The organism is bacterium (assembly GCA_036382775.1).
Taxonomy (GTDB): domain Bacteria; phylum Hydrothermota; class Tepidihabitantia; order SM23-42; family JAOAFX01; genus DASVHD01.
This window is the reverse complement of sequence record DASVHD010000026.1, coordinates 1-21,621: the sequence shown is the minus strand read 5'-3', so window position 1 is coordinate 21,621 and position 21,621 is coordinate 1. Positions and strand designations below refer to the sequence as shown.

Below are 21,621 nucleotides of genomic sequence, written 5' to 3'. Positions count from 1 at the left end.
AATGACAGGGAGAGAATATAGCCTTAAGTATCGAAAAATCGTGCGAAATAACCCTTGACCGGATATGAAAAATCAATATAATGCGTACCATGTTTACCCTGTATTTATGTTCGATCTTTACCCTGACCGATTCCGCGCTTGTCATCACCGAAGTGATGTCCAATGTCAAAGGCTCTGAAAGCACCTGCGGCAAGCGCAATGAATTCGTTGAAGTATATAACCAGTCAAGCGATACAATAGATCTCGCCGCGTACAAGATCTTTGACTTCGATAACAAGAGTATTGGACCGGATGCCATCCCCGATGAACTGTTCAGCTGGGACGACAGCACAATACTCGTCAAATATCCAAAAGTCCGGATTAGGTCGACACTGCTGTATCCGCTGTCCTACGCGCTCATCCTCGACCGGGACTATTCCGGCACTGACACATCAGGCGGTAATGTCCAGCCTTACGATCTCCCGGATTCGGTACTGATCATCACGACCGATGACCACTCGATCTGCGACGGTCTGACCACGACCGATCCTTTGCTTATCTACACGTCGGACGCGGTGGCGTGCACCACGACATTCGGTACGCCTTTGGACGACACCGACGGTTTTCCTTATGACCCTGGCGACGGCATTTCGTGGGAGAGGATCGACTTGGCAAAACCTGATTCATCAAGCAACTGGTATCCATGCATAGACGCAGCCGGCTGCACGCCGGGCCGCGCGAACAGCACGGTCACGGCTTGCGATCTCGCACTGGACGAAGCATGCATATTTATCGCGCCTGCGACGATCAAAAGCGGTGAAGACGCGATGATCGAGGTGGTAGTGATCAACAACGGCCTGCACGCCACTAACGATTATACGCTAATAGTCTATGATGATATCAACCGCGATAGCACAAAGCAGTCGAATGAGATCGTGGCAAACCTTCCTGGTGAACCGGCCGGAGCTTTCGACAGCGTCTCGGTGTTCTGCACGTATGAACGGCCGGTTCAGGGCGAGCACCTGCTCGGTTTTGAACTCGAAGCAGTCGGCGATACAAAGTGCGAGAACAACCTTGTGTTCAAGACCATGATCGTTGTCGGCGATGTCGGCGAGCTGGCCGTAACGCCGGCTGTTTTTACGCCCAATAACGACGGGATCAACGACCGCGCGCAGATCGATTACCGTTTGCCCGAGCCGTACGGCGATCTGACCGTGACCATTTTCGACAGCCGCGGCAAGCGGGTGTGCGACTTGTGCCGCAAGGCGGTTGCCAGTACTACCCGGGGGACGCTGTACTGGAACGGCGGCGGCATGCCGACCGGGATGTATGTCGTGTACCTTGAGTACGTCTGCCACAACAAGATCAATCGAGCGAAGACGACAACCGTATTGGCGAGATAGCGACTTGTTGACTTGCGCTATATTTTGCATATAATTGCGCATGCAAAAAGAGGTAAAAAAGACTCCATTTTATGAAATGCACTTAAAATACAAGGCGAAGATAGTCGAATTCGCCGGATTTCTCATGCCGGTCCAGTACGAAGGGATCATTCCGGAACACGAAGCCGTGCGGACCGGCGTCGGCGTTTTTGACGTTTCCCATATGGGCGAAGTGGAGGTACGCGGCAAGGACCGCCTGCGGTTCGTCAATTATATCACAACGAACGATGCCGTGAAACTTGCACCAAACCAGGTCCAGTATTCGGCGATGCTGTATCCGGATGCCGGCATTGTCGACGACCTGCTGGTATACAATCTGGCCGACCGGGCGTTCCTCGTTATCAATGCGGCGAATACGGACAAAGATTACAAGTGGATCATTGACGCCAGAAAATTCGACGTGTCGATCACCAACATCAGCGATTCTATCGCCCAGCTTGCGATCCAGGGACCGAAATCCGAACCGGTGACGCAGAAATTGTTCGATCTTGACCTCGCGGCAATTAAATTCTATTGGGCGATCGAGACCAAAATGGCCGGCATGCCTGTCCTCTTGTCACGCACCGGATATACGGGCGAAGATGGGTTCGAGGTCTATATGGAGAACAAGTATGCCTCAAAGGTCTGGGACCTGATATTCGAAGCGGGACGGGAATTCAACATCAGACCCATTGGTCTGGGCGCTCGCGATACGCTTCGTTTCGAAGTGCGTTACTGCCTGTATGGCAATGATATCGATAAGACCACGAATCCGTTGGATGCGGGCTTGGGCTGGATCGTGAAAATGGACAAGGGCGAGTTTATCGGCCGTGAAGCCCTGCTAAAGATCAAGGAAGCCGGCCTCAAGCGCAAACTCGTTGGATTTGAAGTGACGGGCCGGGGTATACCACGTCCCCATCTTGATATCGCCGCCGAGGGCCAGGTCATTGGACATGTCACGTCCGGAACGTTCTCTCCGTCGTTGAAAAAAGGCATCGGTATGGGATATGTCGAGATCGGGTTTGGCGATATTGGAAAGAAACTGCAGGTTATTGTCCCCGGAAAGGATCCGATCGAGGTCGAGATCATTAAAGGACCATTTTACAAACATGGCACGCGTAAGTGAAAATGAAATAGTTATTGGGTTGAGGTTGTGAAGCTGGAAAAAACAAATATTGTTAAAATCGGGCTTCTAAACCCATTGACCAATGACCGTCTGTTCAAGGAGGTTTAATGGCGAACATAATTGACGGAATTAAATACTCGAAAGAACATGAGTGGATAAAACTTGATGGTGATATTGCGGTTGAGGGTATCTCCGATTACGCGCAATCAGAACTGTCCGACATCGTCATGATCGAACCGCCCAAGGTCGGAACAAAGGTGAAAGCCGGCGATTCGATCGGTACGATCGAAGCCGTGAAAGCGGTAAGCGATCTCTATGCCTGCGTCAGCGGCGAAGTGATCGCGGTGAACGAAAAAGTCGTAAAGGACCCGGCGATCATAAACAAGGATCCATATAATGACGGCTGGATCATAAAGATAAAGATCGACAACAAAAAAGAATACGAGGCGTTGCTCGACGCGAAGGAATATAAGGAGCTGATAGCCAGCCACTGATCCGTATGCACTATTTACCCCTGACACCTCAGGACGAGAAGGAGATCCTAAAGAGGATCGGCGTATCATCGTATCAGGAACTTCTTGACTCGCTAATCCCGGCCCCCATGCAGTTCAAAGGTAAGGTCGGCCTACCCCCGGCGTTGTCCGAGATCGAGATCCGTTCAGTGCTTAAGAATTTGGCCGGGGAAAACCGCGACACGGACGATTTCGTTTCGTTCCTGGGCGCCGGTGTCTATGACCATTATATACCAGCGATCATCAATGCCATTACGTCGCGCAGCGAATTTTATACGGCGTATACGCCGTACCAGGCCGAGGTTTCGCAGGGCACGCTGCAGACGATATTTGAGTACCAGAGCATGATCTGCGAGCTTACCGGCATGGACGCTGCAAATGCTTCCATGTATGACGGCGGTTCAGCGCTGGCCGAAGCCTGTCACATGGCAAATTCGATACGGGGTAAGGGCCGTATTGTCATGGCTGATTCGATCCATCCCTTTTACCGGCGAACCGTACGCACGTACACCAAGGAATGCTGTATTGAGTCTGTCACGTGTCCGGCGCAGAACGGCACCCTTGATCTTGAGGCGCTGGAAGGGCTCCTGAAGGATGAAGCGAACTGCGTGGCTGTTCAGCATCCCAATTTCTTCGGTAATTTTGAGAACATGCGCGAGATCGAGAAGATCGTTCACCGGCATGGAGCATTGTTCATTTCGGTGATCGACCCGCTGTCTCTCGGGGTGGTCGCACCGCCGGCAGAGTATCAGGCAGACATCGCGGTCGGTGAAGGACAGGCAATGGGGATCGCGCAGGGTTTTGGCGGTCCTTTGCTCGGCGTTTTCGCGACCAGGATGGAGCATGTGCGCACCATGCCCGGCCGGGTCGTAGGGCAGACGACGGACTTGGACGGCAAGCGGGGTTTTGTGCTGACCCTGCAAACCCGCGAACAGCATATCCGGCGCGAAAAGGCGACCTCCAATATTTGCACCAACGAAGCGCTGTGCGCGCTGAGCGCACTGGTTTACCTGTGCGCGCTTGGCAGGCAGGGCATCGTCGACGTGGGCAACCTTTGTTTTTCCAAGAGCCATTACTTGTTCTCGCGGTTGCGCGAACTAAAGGGTATCAAACCGGCTTTTGAAGGCCGGGAATTTTTCAAAGAATTCACGCTGGAAACCAATAAACCGGCCCGTGCGATCGTTGACCGGCTGCTGGAACATAAAATTTTCGGCGGCGTACCCCTTTCGGTATTCGGCGATAGCCATCACGAGAACCATCTTCTGATCGCGGTCACCGAAAAAAGAAGCAAGCAGGAATTAAACCAGTTTGTTGACTCGCTTTCAAAAGTCCTGTAGAATCACTAATCGATAATACTGAACAGCGACTCGTCGGTTATTTTTTTTATTTGCATTGGCACTAAAAAACGCAGCCGTCCTTAGTCTAAAACGACTATTTTCGATTGAATATTCCTGCTTTTATTGTGGAATCTGCATAAGTAGATGCCCGAACCAACGCGTCTTTTCTGATTATCTTTAAGGTCCCAATGAATTATGTGCCTTCCAGCATTAACGTATTCATCTACCAGAGTCCTTATCTCATTACCGAGTGTATTGAATATTTTGACCGACACATACCCTGGATTGTCTATTTGATATTTTATTTTAGTGCTCGTTCGCGAGATATTAGGATTTATTAAGAGATAAACCGGGTCGTTCTGTTTTGATTCCTCTTTGATATCTATCCAGTTACCAAATGCGTAGAGGTAGCCATCCTGTGAAGTTATAAATAGCATGCCATTGACAACCGCCGGGGTAGAAGTGACATAGCCGCCCGTCAGGTATGTCCAGATGGTGTCACCGGAGGCGCGGTCATAGCATATGACTTTTTTGCTCGCGGTTTCGACGCCCGTGCCGACATAAAGCCGCGACGGCGTAATCGTAACTGCGCCGACCCCACTGTGGCCGCCCAGCGAAGACCGCTCCCAGATAAGTCCGCCATCGCTTGCCCTCCGCGCATATACAAACCCTCGTTCATGCCCATAGTATATCGTGTCGCCTTTTATTGACACGCATGACGGATCGCCGCCGCCGCCCGGCGAAGATATGATGCTCCAGAAAACTTGACCTTGGTTGGTTGGCGGATACTCATTCATGCAGTAAAGGTAGCCGTCATCCACCGAACCATACACCCGACCATTACCCACCGAAAGAGGTTGGTGCTGCACGCCCGTTCCCAAGGAACAACGCCAGGCGATTTCACCGTTAGGCGGGCTGGCAGGATATTCCTTGAAGGCGTAGAATTTTGTGGGTGAAGCCATGAATCGCGATGACCCCATTAGGACAAGACTGTCATCAACGGCCGGCATGCTGTGGCTGAACATGAAATTGGTCTCGGGCTGACCTCGCCAGATAAGACTGCCGGTCACTGCATCCAGACACCAGAGATAATTCTGATACCAGGAACCGAAGAAGACACGATCGTCAGTAACGACCGCGCCCATCTCAATCAAACCACCACTGTAATACCGCCACAGGGAATCACCGTTATTGGCATTGAGACAGTACATGTAGCCATCCCAGGTTCCGACATAGACACGACCATTGACTACGGCGGGCGAGGAATAGACCGTGTCGGACAATTGCCTGGACCAAATCGGCGCGCCCCCGTTGACCGCGTCAAAGCAGTATACATAACGGCTGTTGGAGCCCACATAAAGCCTCGTGCCAACTACGGCGGGTGAAGAAATATGCAGATAGTAGCTGGCGATTGCACCTCCGGTCTGGTAGCTCCAGGCAAGTGTTTTGGTTAATGGCCCCGAGTCCTGGGTAAAAGATGTGTGCGCCGGGTCATGGTATAGCATCGGCCAATCACTGGCATATATAAAAAAAACCCATGAAATTATTGTTACCGGTATCCTAAACATTTTTCCTCCTTGTTCGTTTTTGCGATTTTGAATATAAGGCATATAATTTCGAAAGGATCGCCTTTAAAACACTCACTTCTTTTTCTTTTAATGTATGGGTCAACGAGTCACGATATATTTCTGCCCACCCGGGGATTGAAGATAATATTCTTTTGGATTTTTCAGTAAGGTTTATCTGCAGTATTCGCCGGTCTTTGGGATTTCTTACCCTCCGGACCAATCCCCGACGAGCCATGCTGTCAATCACGCCGGTCAAGTTGCTTTTAGTGCAGGACATGGCATTGCCTAGATCAGTGATCGGCTGGCTGTTTTTTTCTCCTAGGATTCTTAAGATTTTATTCTGTGGCGGGGTCAGATCCCAGTCAGCAGTAACTGCGGTCCATTGTGAGTAGATGATTCGACTCAGATGGACAATCAATGAATCGATCCGGTTGCAGTCTTCTTGGTTATCCCGGCACCGACTCGCCTTTCGCGGTCTTTTCAGTTGCTTTCTCCTATTAGTTAATGGCTTAATTATTAAGCCTTAACTATTATCCTGATTATAAAGGGAATGTCAAGGGGATCTGATCCAAATCAGGTATTTTTTTTGTTTCTATGCAGTAATCTTGACAGGTAAGTGGGCTGGATCTTGAGGATCTCGCTGGCTTTACGCTGGTTACCGCCGCACTGTTTTAGCACCGCCAGGATGTAATCCATTTTGAATTCTTCGACGGCGCGCCTCAGGCTATTGCCGGATTGGGGTATCGCCAGGACGGGTCTGAGCGGAAGGATGAGGGAATCGATGCCGATAATTTCGGAGTTGGCCAGCACGACCGCCCGTTCGATCACGTTCTGAAGTTCCCTGACGTTACCGGGCCACGGATAATTGACGAGCGCCGCCTGGGCGTCATCGCTGAGTTTTTTGACCGGTTTGTTCATCTGTTTCGCGAAGACGGAAAGAAAATGCATGGCCAGCGCCGGGATATCGTTCCTGCGATCGCGCAGGGGCGGGATGTGGACCGGGAACACGTTGAGCCGGTAAAAAAGGTCCTCGCGGAAAAGCTTCTGCTTTATTTTTTCTTCAAGGTCCTGGTTCGTCGCCGCGATCACGCGGACGTCGACTTTCACCGTTTTGACGCCGCCCAGCCGTTCGAATTCACGTTCCTGCAGGACCCTGAGCAATTTGACCTGGGTCTCGATCGGCAGGTCGCCGATCTCGTCTAAGAAAATGGTCCCGTGGTTCGCCAGCTCGAACCGTCCCCGGTGCTGTGCCGAAGCGCCGGTAAATGCCCCTTTTTCGTAACCGAACAGCTCGCTTTCCAGCAGGGTCGTGGGCAGGGCCGCACAGCTGACCGCGATAAAAGGCTGGTCCTTGCGCGGGCTTATACGGTGAATGTACCGGGCGATCAATTCCTTTCCGGTGCCGTGTTCCCCCAGCAGGAGCACGGTTGTGGCGCTCGCCGCCACCTTTTCAGAAAGCTGCAATACTTCCATGAACAGTTCGTCGTTGGCGACGATCGCGTAGCGGGCGTCAAGCTCGTTGCGGAGCAGGTCCTTATACTCGGATACTTCCATGTGCAGCTGGGCGTTCTGGATCACGTGCGCGGCCTGGAAGGCGATGATGATCAAGAGCTCCTTGTCTTCATCGGCCCAAGGCGTCCCATCCTTCTTGTTGAGCACCTCGATGACGCCGATGGTCTTGCCCGTGAGCACGAGCGGCGCCGCGATGATCGAGCGCGTGACAAATCCGGTTTTCATATCGATCTGCGGGTAGAACTCAGGGGCCGCCGCGGTGTCGTTTACGACCTTGAGCCGACCATCTCGGACGCAGGCGCCGGCGATGCCTTTATCCAATGGCACGGTCAGGTTCTTTAAACGCTCGGAGACCGCGCCCGTGGCGCTGGCAAAATAGAGTTCATTGGTCGTTTCATCAAGCAGTAACAGCGAGCTCGCTTCGGCACCCAACAGCGCGCGCGCGCTGTCCATTATGATCTCCATGATCCTCGGGAATTCAAGAGTTGACGATAAGGAACTGACCATCTGGAAAAGCATTTCCAGCTGTTCACGTCCGATCTTGTGAATGATGGCGTCCATGGTTGGTCAGGTAAGTATAGCCCAAACGGCCACGAAGTCAATCATAACCCGCCCGGCTTCGTTGGATTTCAGGCAAGACCCAGGATAGCAATGGCGATTACCGCGATGGCGATGCCGATCCAGTTCAGTAAGGTCAGCCGTTCTTTCAGGAACAGGACCGATACCGCGGCAGTGACAATAAAACTGAGCTGTGTCAGGGGCGTGACCGTGCTCAGGTCGCCCCGGGAAAGGCTGAAAAGTGTGCTCAGGGTGCCCAGGGACATGATCAGGCCATTAGCCGGAGCATAAAGGAACGTTCTTTTTGGCACCGGCGGATGCCCTGACCACAGGTAATAGGCGATGACCGCCACGAAGAACATCAAAGACATTGCCAGCAGGAACGCGGGCAGGAGTATCATTGTCCGGGTCGCGATCTTGAGAACGACCTGATAACCGGAGTTCAGGAACATCGCGGCGACCGCAGTGATGACGGGTGACTGCGCGCCGGATTTCAGGGAGAAGAGCACGATGGCTGCGAAGGCGCATGCGACACCGATCACCTTGGTCGCGTGGCATGCTTCGTTGAGGAGGACGATTGCGGCGATGGACGAGAAAACGAAACTCAGTCTGAAAATGGCGTAGTTTATACTGGCCTGGCCCCGGCTCAGGCTGTGCAGCATCAGCGTGAAAGCGGCAAATGATAAAGCGGTGCCGATGATAGCGAGCATGATCTCGGATGGAGCGATCCTGATCCCGCCCCGGGCGAGCGTGATGACGAGGATCGTCAGGCCGAAACAGGGCGTCTGGACCAGTAGATAAGAGCTGATCGGGATGCCATCGAGCCTTGCTTTTTTATTGATGGCATCGCCGATACCAATAAGTATCAACGCCAGAAGGGCATACTGGATCGATGAAGGAATTGTGAACAGCATGTCTTGGATATCCTAAGCATATTATAGCGAGCGTGGCGGTCCGGTCAATATTGACAGCGCGCATCTACTGCGGTATACTAAATCCTATGTTACTTTTTGAACGGCTGGTCAGCCGCCGCGGGTTTCTGAAAACATGCATCGCCGCGTGTGCTACGGGTGCGCTGGGTCATGAGCTGCTCAAGGTCTGCCAGGCGCAGGCGCTTGACGTGCAGCGGGGCTACTACGAGCTGAAAGAAGCGCAACATTATGCGAAATTGGGGAAACGAAAGGTCAAGTGCCAGCTGTGCCCAAGGGAATGCGTCGTCGGAGACGGCAAGCGCGGTTTCTGCCGCGTGCGGGAAAACCGGTCCGGTTCGTATTACACCCTGGCTTATGCCAATCCCTGCGCCGTGCATATCGATCCCATGGAGAAAAAACCTTTGTTCCATTTTCTGCCCGGTTCGGCGGTCCTGTCGCTGGCGACGGCAGGGTGCAATTTTACCTGCAAGAACTGCCAGAACTGGAACATATCGCAGGCCCGGACCGATGACACCGATAATCTGAAGCTCGCGCCGGAAGATATTGTGAAGCTCGCGCTGGAGTACCGTACCCCGGCCATCGCTTATACCTATACCGAACCCACGGTGTTCTTTGAATACATGCTGGCGACCGCAAAGAGCGCGCGCGAGCAAGGGATCCTGAACGTCTACCACTCCAACGGATACATAAAAAAAGAGCCGCTCGATGAACTTTGCAAGTATCTCGACGGTGCTAACGTCGACCTGAAGGGTTTCAGCGACGATTTCTATCGCGATATCACCGGCGGCACATTGCCGCCCGTACTGGATACGCTCAAACAGCTGAAAGAAAACGGCGTCTGGTTGGAGATCACAAACCTGGTCATTCCGGCGAAGAACGACTCAGACGAGATGCTTACCGGTCTGTGCGAATGGGTCGTCAGCGAACTCGGGGCCGATACACCGCTGCACTTTTCGCGGTTCTATCCCCAGTATAAGCTTGATAATATTTCACCAACGCCGCTGGAAACTATGAGCCACACCTGTGACATCGCCCGGGCCGCGGGACTGCACTATGTTTACATAGGCAATGTTCCGGGTGTGCCCGAGGTGAATACATACTGCCCAAAATGCCGGAAGCTCATCATTGAAAGAGCGGGTTATCAGGTGCTGAGCGACCATATCAGGCAGGGAAAGTGCATATACTGTAAAAATGACATCGCCGGCCGCTGGCAATAGATCCGGACGACCCGTTACTAACCCTCCTTAGTCTTTCTGTATGCCTTGACAGTTTAAAATATTTATATACAATAGTGCCATGATCGACGAGGAAATGCGCGACCTGCTAAAGAAGGGCACGATCCACAACCAGTATCTATTGATGGGCAATGAACCCCTCTTGACCGAGAATTCGATCGCAGCGATCCGGGATGCGCTGAAGGTCGACCCGTCGTTCGATCTTGACAGCTTCTATGCCGATGACACGGAGATCGAGGCGATCACGGAGCGTTTCTGTCTTTCGCCTTTCGCCTCGGCACGGCGGTTGATCGTCGTCAAAGACATTGAAAAGTTAGAAAAAAACGGTGAACTGAAAGAATTCGCCGATGCCGTGAACGGCGCACGGGCAATGAACTGTCTGGTCATGATCTACACGATCAGGAAAGATCTCAAACCGTCAAGGTACGAAGCACTATACAAGAAAGTATCGGCATATTTTAAACAAGCGCGGCTGGTCACGTACAAGGAAGAAAAAGGACAGGTCCGGCGTTGGATAATGACCAAGATCAAACGCGAAAAGCTGGATATTTCGCCCGTCGTGATCGAGTATCTGGAAAGCGAATTCAAGCATGACATCACCGGTTTGAAAAACGAGTTCGAAAAGATAAAAAATTATCTTAGTGAAGCCAAACAGCTGGGCGTCAGCGAGATCAGGGATCTCGCGGTCGGGTTATGCGACTATGACAAATACCATCTGGTTAGAGCGTTTTTACAGGGAAAGCCCGAGGCCCTGAGTTTATTCGAGGAATTGAAACCTTATGTCAAACATTATGCCGAGATCGTGGATGCGCTGGTCCGTGGTACGCTGTATGCCCACGAAGATCTAAAGAGTACTGAACCTGGGACCCTGCGGACAATACTGGGACAGATCCAGAACATCGACCGGAAAATGAAAACCAATACCTACTTCGAGGACCTGCACATGGAGCTTTTTTTTGTACAGAACATAACCCTGACTCGGAAAGGGGGCGTATATGGAAGATAAAATGAAGACTTTAGAACAGATTGATGCGGAGCGGAACGATCTGATTGCCAAACTGGCAAAGATCGACGAGAAGAGATCAACTGTCAGTTTCGAGGTGTACGAGAAGGTGAAGCGGGAATACGAAAGAAAACTAAAAGAGATCGAGAAGAAGCTTACTTCCAATGTCGAGCTGGTCAAGGCAGAATCAGGCCGGCTGATGAATGAAAAGGGAGATCTGCAGCAGCAGCGTAAGGACATTGAATTGCTGATCGAAGAGGCCGACCTGCGTTATTCCATCGGCGAATATAATGACGGTGATTACAATAAGGTTACCGGCGATAACAAGAGCCGGTTGCAGGAGCTCGATAAAGAGCTGGCGATGATCGCCGACCGTTTGAAATGGGTTGATAGTATCGGCACTGGTGCAGCCATGGAAGAGGTGGTGAAACCGGCCGAGCCGCCAGAATTGGAAATGCCAAAAGCGCCGGTCGAGGTAAAAACCGAGGAACCGGCCGAGGTGCAGATCGAGGAGCCGATCATTGAAATGAAGGAGATCATCGAGGAGCTGAAAGCCGTTGATAAAGAGCCCGTCAAAAAGAACGTTGATAATTCCGGGCTGGAGATCGACGAGCATATTCTTGAAACGGCGATCCCGGAGCAGGTAAAGAAGCTGGATGAACTGCTGGTCGAAGGCGAGCCGGAACCGGTGAAAGAAGCGGCAAAACCAGAACCCCCCAAGGCCAATGAATCCGCCAAGCTGAAAAAGGGCGAGAAGGGCGTTCCTTGTCCAAAGTGCGGGTATGTGAATACCCCGGATTCCTGGTATTGTGAAAAATGCGGGGCAGAGATACTCGAGTCACCGCTGCAGTAACACCACAGTAAAACAACATTATCAGTCCATGGTCTACGATCATTTTGAAATTGAGAAAAAGTGGCAGCAGTACTGGGAAGCGAACGGGTTTTTCCGCACGGCCGAAATCCCAAGTAAAAAATTCTACGACCTTGTGATGTTCGCATATCCATCCGGCGACATCCATATGGGTCACTGCAAGAACTACGTGATCGGCGATGTTATCAGCAGGTTCAAGCGGCGGCAGGGATTCGATGTCTTGCATCCTTTCGGGTGGGACGCGTTCGGCCTGCCGGCGGAGAACCGCGCCATCGAGATCGGCGTACCGCCGAAAAAATGGTCGCTTGATAATATCAAGGTTTCGGACGAATCGTTGAAAATGCTGGGTATCAGTTTTGACTGGCAGCGCGAAGTGATTACCTGCATGCCGGATTACTACCGTTGGACCCAGTGGATGTTCCTGTTGCTGCACCGGCGGGGCCTGGCTTATAAAAAAGAGGCCTTTGTGAACTGGTGCCCCGGCTGCCAGACCGTGCTGGCGAACGAACAGGTGGATAACGGATACTGTTATCGATCGAACTGCCGTTCACCGATCGAAAAACGCCGCTTGAACCAGTGGTTCTTTAAGATCACCCAGTATGCCGAGCGGTTGCTGCAGGGTCTCGATACGTTGCCCGGATGGCCCGAAAAAGTAAAAGCCATGCAGCGGAACTGGATCGGCCGGAGCGAGGGGACGAATATCGTCTTTGGGGTGAAGAACAGGGATGTCAAGCTGGAGGTATTCACCACGAGGCCGGACACGATCTTCGGTGTGACCTTCATCAGCATCGCTCCGGAGAGCCCGCTGATCGAGTCCGTGGTCAAAGGATGCCCCAACGAAAAGCAGGTCCGCGAATACATCAAGGACGCCACCAAGCGGACCGTGATCGAAAGGGTGGAGCGCGAGAAGGACGGCGTTAATACGGGTGTCATGGCGGTCAACCCTTTGAGCGGCGATAATATCCCGATATTCGTGGCCGACTATGTGCTTGCCGAGTACGGCAGCGGCGTGGTCATGGGCGTACCGGCCCATGACACGAGGGATTTCCAGTTCGCTAAGAAATATGATCTGGACATCAAAATCGTTATCAATCCGCCGGGCCAGGTGCTTGATGCCGGTCAGATGACGGATGCCTACGTGGATCACGGCACGATGGTGAATTCCGGTCCTTACAACGGCATGGCATCAGAGGCCGGGATCAAGGCGGTGACCGATGCTATCGCTAAAAAGGGCGGTGGCGGGACTGCGGTCAATTACCACATCAAGGACTGGTTGATCTCGCGGCAGCGCTATTGGGGAGCTCCGATCCCGATCATTTACTGTCCTGTATGCGGTATCTTGCCGGTCCCGGAGAAAGACCTGCCGGTCCTTTTGCCGGAAATCATCCTGGATTTTGTGCCCCGCGGCAAATCGCCCCTGGCCGGCGTGAGTGAATTTATAAACACCTCGTGCCCGACCTGCGGCGGTCCGGCACAGCGTGATCCCGACACCATGGATACGTTTGTCTGTTCGTCCTGGTATTTCCTGCGGTATCTGGATCCGCATAATGACCAGGAATTTTGCAGCCAGGACCGGGCGCGGCAATGGCTGCCGATCGACCAGTACACGGGCGGCATCGAGCACGCGACCGGGCATCTGATCTATTTCCGGTTGTTTACCAAGATTCTGTTCGACGCCGGCTATATCGCGGTCGATGAACCTGCCCAGAACCTCTTTACCCAGGGCATGGTGCTCCGGAACGGCGAGGTCATGTCAAAATCCAAAGGCAACACCATTCCGGTCGGCCCCTTTGTCCAGCAGCACGGCGCGGATGTCGCCCGGCTTACCATCTTGTTCGCGGCACCACCCGAGCGTGACGTGGAATGGAGCGATGAGGGCGTCGTTGGCGCGGAGCGTTTCCTGGACCGCGTCTACCGGATCGTCACCGAGAACCTGAAGTTTATCACCGCGCTAAAACCTGAGGCGGCCGCGCTCGATGCGCCGGGGAAGAAATTGTATATCAAGGTCAACCAGACCGTCGCCAAGGTCACGGCCGATGTGGAGCAGTTCAAGTTCAATACTGCGATCGCGGCCTTATGGGAGCTCCTGAACGAACTGTATACGGTTTCAGAAAAAGACCGGGGACCGGTTTTCGGTTATGGCTTGCAGGTGTTTATCCGCCTGTTGTCGCCATTCGCGCCGCACCTGGCCGAGGAGTTGTGGTCTCTTACCGGCAGCAATGATTGCCTGATGAATGACCCCTGGCCCTCGTTCGATGAGCGGTTCACCAAGGGGGACACGGCTACGATCGTGATCCAGATAAACGGGAAAGTGCGGGGTCACCTGGAAGTGGATCCGGGTCTGTCTGAGGAAGACATTAAGGAACGCGTACTGGCCGACGAAAAAGTACGGCGTCACATCGGCGACAAGCCGGTGAAAAAGATCATTTACGTGCCGCTGAAGATCCTGAATATCGTCGTTTAAACCCGGCGTTTACTTACTATTTTTTTATTTTTATCTTTTTCTTTTGTATCCGTATCTTTTTCTTTTGAGAATCCCTTGAGCCGGATAGCGTATTCATCCAACCGTTTGGCGACCAGGTAGTTCACGCTGTTCTTCTCAAAGCTGGTCTTTCTTTTTTTACCGGCTTTCATACCCGTCAGCAATTCGATCCCCTCGTCAATGGTCTTTACCGCATAAACGTGGAATTTCCGCGACTTGACCGCATCCACGACCTCCTGTTTGAGCATGAGGTCGCCGACATTGGAATGGGGTATGCAGACGCCCTGTTTGCCGGTAAAGCCTTTTGCCTTGCACACCTCGTAGAATCCTTCGATCTTTTCGTTGACGCCGCCGATCGGCTGGACTATGCCATTCTGGTTCACCGAACCGGTTACCGCGATCTCCTGGGCAAGGGGCACGCCGGACAGGGCCGAGAGGATGGCGTAAATTTCGGCGCATGAAGCCGAGTCACCGTCGATCTCGCTGTAGGATTGTTCAAAACCCAGCGTCGCATCGACCGAAAGCGGCTGCTGCTGCGCGTAGCGGCTCCGGAGGAAACCGGTGATAATGAGGACTCCCTTGTTGAACGTGCGGCCGGCAAGGTTCGCCTCGCGCTCGATGTTTATGATACCGGTCCTGCCGATCGATGTTTTTGCCGTGATCTTGGCCGGCCGGCCAAAAGCGTAGTCGCCCAGCTGGTAGACCGACAGGCCGTTGATCTGGCCGACGGCTTTTTTCTTCGTCTCGATCATCAGGATGTCTTTCTGGATCATTTCCTGGATCTTGTCTTCGTACATGTTCACGCGTTTGCGCCAGCCCTGGATCGCCTGTTCAACCTCCCCGGCACCGACGTCGGTCTTGTGCGCCTGTTTTGCCCAGTAATCGGCTTCCCGGATCGTGTCGGCGACGATATGGAAGCGCGTGGAGATCTTGTCTTTCCGGCCGGCGATCCGGACGCCGTACTCAATGATGTCGGCGACCGCTTCCTTGCTGAACGGGAGCAGGCCTTCCATGTGACAGACAGACTTGATGAAGGATGCGTACTCATTGACATTGGAAACGTTCTTTTCCATGACCGTATCGAATTCCGCTTTAACCTTGAAGATCTTCTTGAAATCTTCGTCCTGGTAGAACAGCAGGTAGTACAGTTCTTCGTTCCCGATCATCACGATCTTGACGTCGATGGATATCGGTTCGGGTTTGAGCGCCGACACCGAGAATATGTAAAAGGGATCAAAGACCTGGATGTCGACCAGGTTGTTGCGCAGCGCGCGTTTCAGCGTCTGCCATACGCCCGCTTCGACCAGCGAGTCGAAGGCGTTGATGACCAGGTACCCGCCGTTAGCCTGCAGCAGTGAGCCGGCTTTGATATTGAGAAAATCGCTGATCATGACACCGGGCGCGGGCGAAAAGCGCTCGATTGTGCCGAACAGGTTCTTAAAAGACGGCGTTGTTTCAAAGATGATGGGGACGGTCTTGGTCTCGGCGTTATCAACGAGCAGATTGACCTGGAATTCACGGAACGGATCTTCTTTCACTTCTTTTCTAATGAACCGCTCCAGGTCTGCCAGCATCGCGTGGATGATCTCATCGAGGTATTCGTTCACCTTGTCGTTGTTGAATTTTTGTCTGATCTCGTTGATCATGTTGATGACAATGGGCTTGACCGTGCTGCTGTTGAGCTCCGCGATCTCTTCGTTCGCTGCGTCCTGGTATTCCCGCGCCTTCGTGTATAGCACGGTCATTTGTTCTTCAAGTTTTTGGATGTTCTCCTTCATCAGCCGGTAGTCATCCGCGTTCATCTTGCCCTGTTTTACGAGGTCATCTACATCTTCGAGGTTCGTTGGTTTTTGGTTGATCACGGGCAGGATGGCGGGCCGGAAAAACGGTCCCATCTGGACCTGGACCATCTTGAACCCCTGCGATTCGACGACCCGCTCGAATTCGCCGAGTAGGGATTTGTGTTTTTCCTCGTATTTATTGATGATCTTCTGTCTTTGTTTCTGATACTGCTCGCTGCTGAAAACCTGGGGGATATTGGTCTTCAGTTGTTCGACCAGGCTGACAATGCTATCCCGGAACTCCCGGCCATTGCCGGCCGCCAGTTCGATCAGCCTGGGCATGTCGGGATTTTTGAAATTATTGACGTAAATAATATCTTTTAAAACACCCTTCCTTACTTTGAGTTCGTCCAATAGCTTGGTCACGGCGGTCGAACGACCAGTGCCAACGGGTCCGGTGATAAAAATGTTATATCCAGGATACTTGACGTTAAGCCCCAGTTTTATTGCCTGTATGGCACGGGGTTGCCCGATGATCCCTTCACGGACCGCAAGGTCCTTGGTCGTCTTGAATTTAAGTAATTTAGGTTCGCACTGCCATCTTAATTCTGACGGCTTTAATTCCTTGAATTTTTTCATCAGTTCCTCCCGCTAGCTGGTTTTTAAAAAATCCCCTCCGGCCGCAGCCCTGAGGCCGCGACCGGAATGATGACAGTGATATTTTGCATATGATCAAAGATGACATTTCAATGCAATATCATTGCTTTTAGGCTGCCTCCGGTGATTATAGCAAAATAAGCATTTAAGTCAAGTAACTGCCTCTTGATTTTCTTTTATGAATATCTAAAATCAAATCATGACCAAAAAAACCGCATTTGCGGTTTTTGTTTCCGGAGCCGTATCCATCATTGCCCAAACCCTTGTTATCCGTGAGGGCATGGTCGTGTTCGCAGGCAATGAGCTTACTGCCGGTATTATGCTTGCGATCTGGCTGATCTGGAGCGGTCTGGGCAGCATATTGTTCGCGCGAGCGAGGATCAGCCGGACTCCGGCGTTCGAGTTTGCATTTATCCTTGTCGTCCTGAGCCTTTTGTGCCCGGCAACGGTCGTCGCGTTCCGGCTGGTCCCAAGGATTTTTTCCATACCCTGGGGGGAGACGATCGGTTTCGGCAATTTCTTATTGATATCGCTGATCCTGCTCTGCGGAATGGGCGTGTCTTTCGGCGGGTTGTTCACGACCGCGTGCCGCGTGTACGACGCTAAAAAGGTTTATATTCTCGAAGCGGCGGGTGCGTGCCTGGGCGGCCTTTTGATATCGTTCGTGCTTATTGGAACTGTTCCCGCTTTGGTTACTGTGCTCATCGCTTCGTCATTACTGGCCGGATGCGGTCTCTTTATCCGGTCACCCAAAATGAGCCCGATTGCGCTCATTTTCCTGCTCGGTCTGTTCAAAGCCTGGGAAGCGGATACAGCGCTGCGCAGGATCCAGATGCCGGGTCAGGCGTTGGTCGCTTTTAGCGAGTCAAAATACGGCGTCATCAATGTGACCAGGACCGGTACTCAGGTGAATTTCTACACGACCGGTGTATACGATTTCTCTTTCCCGGACGATTATTCTGCTGAAGAAGCCGTGCAATATGCGATGCTTTACCATCCGCGTCCTGAGAAAATATTGCTCATCGGCGGCGGGGCCGGCGGTGGCCTGGACCAGATCCTGAAGCATCCGGGCGTGGGAGAGATAGTGTATGCCGAGCTCGACCCGGTGCTTTTCCGGCTGGGCGGGCAGTTCGCGGACGGTAATGTTATAAAGAACAACAAGATCAGGGTCGTGCTCGGCGACGGCCGTTACTACGTGAAACATGCGGTCGATTCATTTGATGTGGTCATCGTCAACCTTCCCGACCCGGTAAATGGTCTTATCAATCGCTATTATACTAAAGAATTTTTTGCCGAGGCCAAAAAGATCCTTAAAGAAAAAGGCGTGCTCGCGGTGCGGCTATCAGCGGCCCCGGATATCATTAGCCCATTGCACGCACAGTATCTTAAGTCCGTCGATAAAGCGCTGGCGTGTTCGTTCGGCGAGATCGCAGTATTGCCGGACGGTAAACTGACTTTTCTCGCGGGCGATCATATCAGTCTGTCTGAAAATGGAACGGCAGCAGCTCCGGTCAGCATCAGCCGATTGCTCAGCGAACGCATTATTCAACGCGGTTTGGATCTACGGTATGTCAATGATCATTTTTTAAAATTCAACCTTACCGACGAGCGGATCAGCTGTGTCCGGCAAACGCTCGAACGGGCGACCGCCCGCACCAATACCGACTCGAACCCGTCATGCTATTATTATTCGCTGGTCCTGTGGAGCGGCCGGGCTTCGACCCTGCTCAGGAATGTCCTTGAATCCAGCGCGAAGCTCCATCGCGGATTCTTTTTGCTGCCCCTGCTGCTGATTCTTTTTTTCATCCGGTCGCGCCGCCGCGTCGTTTACTGCTCGGTTGCCTGCGCCGGGGCCACCGCGATCTCCATGGAGATCGTACTGATCATGATCTTCCAGTCGATGCAGGGTTATCTATACGGCTGGATCGGCGCGATGACGGCTGCTTTCATGGCCGGTCTGGGAGCAGGGACGTACTTGTGCCGCGTAAGTGAGCGGTTCTTGCACGGCAGGGCAATTCCCCGCGGTCTGGCCGCCGGTCATGCCGTATTCGTACTCCTTGGTTTAACCGCCATCCTTATGACGGCTCGATTCAGTGATGGAACCTGGATCATGCTTCCATTGTTGTTGGTTTTGACCGGGATCGCCGCAGGTATTTTTTTCCCTCTGGCAATCGATATCGCGGGCGAGGGCAGGGCGGGGTTCGTTTACGGCTTTGATCTTGTTGGCGCAAGCGTTGCCGCGATCGTAACGACCGTGATCTTGATCCCTGGACAAGGGATCTTTTTTACGCTCGCGGTTTATACCGCGCTCAATGCGGTTGCCGGTCTTGTTCTGTTGACGTCGCGGGCAAGATCGCCTATTGGATGATCACGATCTTGGCCGTACCCACACCGGATACCTGTTCGAGCCGGGCGAAATAGATACCGGCGCGGACGCGTTGAACCTTAAGGTCCCAGGTTACCGGACCGCCGGCATTGTTTTCGTGCCGGTAAACAACGGCTCCGGAACGATCATAAACGGAGAGTACGGACGGTCCTTGTCCGGGGAGCTTGAAAACGATGCTTGAACCGTTGCGGACCGGGTTACCCGGCAAGAACTCCAGGGCAAGGGGTATGGATACAAACTGTCTGGATTCGGAAACTCCGACCGGCCAAACCTTGAGGTCCGCCCACATGGTGTCATCCGAATTCGTGACGTTCTCCACGGCGACATAGGTGACGTTAAAGTTGTAATCCTTGGAATCCGGCGTCGTACTGTCGTTATAGAAACGGCTGCCCGTGCTGCCCGGATACGGATCACCAGTGTTACCGGCGTTGATATTCTGTTCCATCTGCCATAGTCCGTCCGCCTGCTCCAGGGCTACTTTGTAATGGCCGTAGTCCGTATGACCCGGGTACCACTGGTTATCGTTGCCGCTCTGGTTTTCGTCCACGTGCCACACGAGCATGCCGCTTGACGGCAGGTAATTATCGAACCCGACCTTTTGGCGGTTTTCGACCATGACGAATTCATTGGTCGGGGCGCCGTAAGACCAGAGTTTTTCGATCACCGGGGTATATTCCACGCGCGGGAACATGACACTATCCGTGTTGGCCGTCACGATGTGGGGTACGGCAAAACCGCAGTCGCACTTTGACCAGGCATCGAGGTGGGTCGGTCTGCGTCCGTTATTGCCCCAGGAACCGTATGCCATAACCGACCAGTAGCCCACGCCGTACGAGTCATAACCGTAATCGTACAGGTCGGGCAGGCCGAAGACCGCGTGACCGGCTTCGTGGCAGAACACGCCGATCCTGCCGTTCTCGGGTTCGGTCGAATAACTGTAAGCGTATACCCCGTCGACATAAGGGACGTTCACGGTGCACCAGGCATGCGACCAGATGTCATTGGGATCGCCGGTCTCTTCGGCGCCCGGACCCGCGTGAATGATGAACAGGGCGTCGATGTAACCGTCGTTGTCGTTATCGAACTGGGAAAAATCGACCGACGGATCGGCCGCCCATACCGCGTCCTCGGTCAGTCGCTGGCAGTTGTGCGGGTAACTGCTCCAGCCGTAATTGCCATCGACATAGTACGCGTAAGTCTGGGGCATGCGCAGCCAGCCCACGACCGTGGTGACCAGATCCACGGCGCTGTAGCTGTTCTCCAGGTAAAAGTCACGCATTGAGCCGGTCGAGTAGGCAGCCTGCGACGAAAGAATGGTATCGAAGTGAGCCGCCGGCGTAACACCGACGTTATCGCTGAAATCCACGAGAATGGCGATGGCTTTGACCTCGAGCCGGTCGCCGGGTTTGGTCCGCAGCGGCATTGGATTCGGCTGGTCCACGCCGGCGAGCCGCGCCTGGCGCAAAGCGTTGATCACGGCTTCGTAATTCCCGTTTGCCTTGAGCTGGCCCAGCATTTCGGGCGAGGGAGGGACCGCAAAGGCGATAGATATCAGACCAAAAACTAAAATCAACAGGTATTTCATGATGGACTCCTTTCTAAATATATGACAGTATAATGAGGCGTTCGCTTATGTCAAGATAATGTTTAAAATATATGAGGGTCGGTTTTCGTTCTTTATTCAAGAACTAGTTTCTGATGCATTTTTATTCCAGGCGTATCTAAAATCATGAAATAAACCCCAGGCTTCAGATCTTTTCTGATTTCACACAAATGCCTGCCCACACTGAATTTACCTTTATGGATTCTCATGATCTTTCTTCCCAAGGCATCAAATAGATCAAGTGATCCGGTAATTGGTTGTGAAATAGTATATGTGATCACTGCACCGGATTTTAATAAACTTGGGGTTATGAAAAAAGCTTGTTGTTTACTCTGCTCATCATTGTCATTATCTTCATTCAACTTATTTAAGTCAAAATACCCTACAATAACGCTATCAACGATGCATAATGACTGATAGGATCCCCAAATATTCCTATATGTCCAGTCGAATTGCATTGAATCGGCAGGCAAGAATGAACTTAAATCAACAAGGTCGCGGCCGCTTGTATCTGACATATAATTTCTCAGATTAATCCGAGCGCCCCAACTACCCCCATAACATTTACGCATATTTACGTCATAAAATTCAGTGCCATAAGATAGGCTGAAAAAGTAATTATAACCTATTTCTAAACTTTCAGCACTGGCTGGGATGG

Annotated in this window: 15 protein-coding genes; 9 read left to right on the top strand and 6 right to left on the bottom strand. The window is 52.5% G+C overall.

The genetic code is table 11. The annotated features are described in order from the left end of the window. Positions 1 to 89 precede the first annotated feature (89 nt). From VF399_04405 to gcvPA, 4 genes are all read left to right on the top strand, one after another. Entirely contained in the window at positions 90 to 1,382 is a 1,293-nt protein-coding gene (locus tag VF399_04405; GenBank protein ID HEX7319583.1) for a gliding motility-associated C-terminal domain-containing protein, read from the top strand. A gap of 40 nt (positions 1,383 to 1,422) precedes the next feature. Then, positions 1,423 to 2,526, top strand: coding sequence for a glycine cleavage system aminomethyltransferase GcvT (gene gcvT, locus VF399_04400; protein HEX7319582.1), 1,104 nt, complete (start codon positions 1,423 to 1,425; stop codon positions 2,524 to 2,526). Between the two features lie 107 nt (positions 2,527 to 2,633). Further along, positions 2,634 to 3,020 (top strand): glycine cleavage system protein GcvH, encoded by a 387-nt coding sequence (gene gcvH, locus VF399_04395; GenBank protein ID HEX7319581.1) that lies wholly within the window; start codon positions 2,634 to 2,636, stop codon positions 3,018 to 3,020. Between the two features lie 5 nt (positions 3,021 to 3,025). Then, the gene (gcvPA, locus tag VF399_04390; GenBank protein ID HEX7319580.1) at positions 3,026 to 4,375 is read left to right on the top strand and encodes an aminomethyl-transferring glycine dehydrogenase subunit GcvPA; all 1,350 of its coding nucleotides are present in this window, start codon (positions 3,026 to 3,028) and stop codon (positions 4,373 to 4,375) included. Between the two features lie 80 nt (positions 4,376 to 4,455). Here the strand turns inward: gcvPA and VF399_04385 are convergent, their stop codons facing one another. From VF399_04385 to VF399_04375, 3 genes are all read right to left on the bottom strand, one after another. Continuing rightward, positions 4,456 to 5,943: a PQQ-binding-like beta-propeller repeat protein gene (locus VF399_04385; protein ID HEX7319579.1), complete on the bottom strand. Its 1,488-nt coding sequence runs from the start codon at positions 5,941 to 5,943 to the stop codon at positions 4,456 to 4,458. 573 nt (positions 5,944 to 6,516) lie between these two features. Then, the gene (locus VF399_04380) at positions 6,517 to 8,016 is read right to left on the bottom strand and encodes a sigma 54-interacting transcriptional regulator (protein ID HEX7319578.1); all 1,500 of its coding nucleotides are present in this window, start codon (positions 8,014 to 8,016) and stop codon (positions 6,517 to 6,519) included. A 68-nt stretch (positions 8,017 to 8,084) separates the two neighbouring features. Next, positions 8,085 to 8,927, bottom strand: coding sequence for a DMT family transporter (locus VF399_04375; protein ID HEX7319577.1), 843 nt, complete (start codon positions 8,925 to 8,927; stop codon positions 8,085 to 8,087). 86 nt (positions 8,928 to 9,013) lie between these two features. On the opposite strand from VF399_04375, the gene amrS reads away from it, so the two are divergent. The 4 genes from amrS (at position 9,014) to leuS (ending at position 14,518) form a co-directional block, all read left to right on the top strand. Next, entirely contained in the window at positions 9,014 to 10,162 is a 1,149-nt protein-coding gene (gene amrS, locus VF399_04370) for an AmmeMemoRadiSam system radical SAM enzyme (protein HEX7319576.1), read from the top strand. A gap of 79 nt (positions 10,163 to 10,241) precedes the next feature. Beyond that, complete coding sequence (locus VF399_04365) at positions 10,242 to 11,186, top strand: hypothetical protein (GenBank protein ID HEX7319575.1); 945 nt, start codon at positions 10,242 to 10,244, stop codon at positions 11,184 to 11,186. A gap of 1 nt (position 11,187) precedes the next feature. After that, positions 11,188 to 12,036 carry a zinc finger Ran-binding domain-containing protein gene (locus VF399_04360; GenBank protein ID HEX7319574.1) on the top strand — a complete coding sequence of 283 codons (849 nt, stop codon included), beginning with the start codon at positions 11,188 to 11,190 and terminating at the stop codon, positions 12,034 to 12,036. Between the two features lie 28 nt (positions 12,037 to 12,064). Continuing rightward, complete coding sequence (gene leuS / locus VF399_04355) at positions 12,065 to 14,518, top strand: leucine--tRNA ligase (protein HEX7319573.1); 2,454 nt, start codon at positions 12,065 to 12,067, stop codon at positions 14,516 to 14,518. Here the strand turns inward: leuS and VF399_04350 are convergent. Next, positions 14,515 to 16,956 carry an ATP-binding protein gene (locus tag VF399_04350; protein ID HEX7319572.1) on the bottom strand — a complete coding sequence of 814 codons (2,442 nt, stop codon included), beginning with the start codon at positions 16,954 to 16,956 and terminating at the stop codon, positions 14,515 to 14,517. The genes leuS and VF399_04350 overlap by 4 nt on opposite strands. 217 nt (positions 16,957 to 17,173) lie before the next feature. Between VF399_04350 and VF399_04345 the strand changes: the two genes are divergently transcribed. After that, positions 17,174 to 19,342: a hypothetical protein gene (locus VF399_04345; GenBank protein HEX7319571.1), complete on the top strand. Its 2,169-nt coding sequence runs from the start codon at positions 17,174 to 17,176 to the stop codon at positions 19,340 to 19,342. On the opposite strand, the gene VF399_04340 is transcribed toward VF399_04345, so the two are convergent. Beyond that, positions 19,332 to 20,945 (bottom strand): M6 family metalloprotease domain-containing protein, encoded by a 1,614-nt coding sequence (locus VF399_04340; protein ID HEX7319570.1) that lies wholly within the window; start codon positions 20,943 to 20,945, stop codon positions 19,332 to 19,334. The two genes, VF399_04345 and VF399_04340, sit on opposite strands and share 11 nt — an antisense overlap. A 92-nt stretch (positions 20,946 to 21,037) precedes the next feature. Next, positions 21,038 to 21,621, bottom strand: a 584-nt coding sequence (locus VF399_04335) for a T9SS type A sorting domain-containing protein (protein HEX7319569.1), incomplete at its 5' end; no start/stop codon positions are given.

Excerpts from the sequence above, each read along its gene's own strand:
- VF399_04405 (HEX7319583.1), top strand. The coding sequence starts at position 90 with ATGTTTACCCTGTATTTATGTTCGATCTTTACCCTGACCGATTCCGCG.
- gcvT (HEX7319582.1), top strand. The coding sequence starts at position 1,423 with ATGCAAAAAGAGGTAAAAAAGACTCCATTTTATGAAATGCACTTAAAA.
- gcvH (HEX7319581.1), top strand. The coding sequence starts at position 2,634 with ATGGCGAACATAATTGACGGAATTAAATACTCGAAAGAACATGAGTGG.
- gcvPA (HEX7319580.1), top strand. The coding sequence starts at position 3,026 with ATGCACTATTTACCCCTGACACCTCAGGACGAGAAGGAGATCCTAAAG.
- VF399_04385 (HEX7319579.1), bottom strand. The coding sequence starts at position 5,943 with ATGTTTAGGATACCGGTAACAATAATTTCATGGGTTTTTTTTATATAT.
- VF399_04380 (HEX7319578.1), bottom strand. The coding sequence starts at position 8,016 with ATGGACGCCATCATTCACAAGATCGGACGTGAACAGCTGGAAATGCTT.
- VF399_04375 (HEX7319577.1), bottom strand. The coding sequence starts at position 8,927 with ATGCTGTTCACAATTCCTTCATCGATCCAGTATGCCCTTCTGGCGTTG.
- amrS (HEX7319576.1), top strand. The coding sequence starts at position 9,014 with ATGTTACTTTTTGAACGGCTGGTCAGCCGCCGCGGGTTTCTGAAAACA.
- VF399_04365 (HEX7319575.1), top strand. The coding sequence starts at position 10,242 with ATGATCGACGAGGAAATGCGCGACCTGCTAAAGAAGGGCACGATCCAC.
- VF399_04360 (HEX7319574.1), top strand. The coding sequence starts at position 11,188 with ATGAAGACTTTAGAACAGATTGATGCGGAGCGGAACGATCTGATTGCC.
- leuS (HEX7319573.1), top strand. The coding sequence starts at position 12,065 with ATGGTCTACGATCATTTTGAAATTGAGAAAAAGTGGCAGCAGTACTGG.
- VF399_04350 (HEX7319572.1), bottom strand. The coding sequence starts at position 16,956 with ATGAAAAAATTCAAGGAATTAAAGCCGTCAGAATTAAGATGGCAGTGC.
- VF399_04345 (HEX7319571.1), top strand. The coding sequence starts at position 17,174 with ATGACCAAAAAAACCGCATTTGCGGTTTTTGTTTCCGGAGCCGTATCC.
- VF399_04340 (HEX7319570.1), bottom strand. The coding sequence starts at position 20,945 with ATGAAATACCTGTTGATTTTAGTTTTTGGTCTGATATCTATCGCCTTT.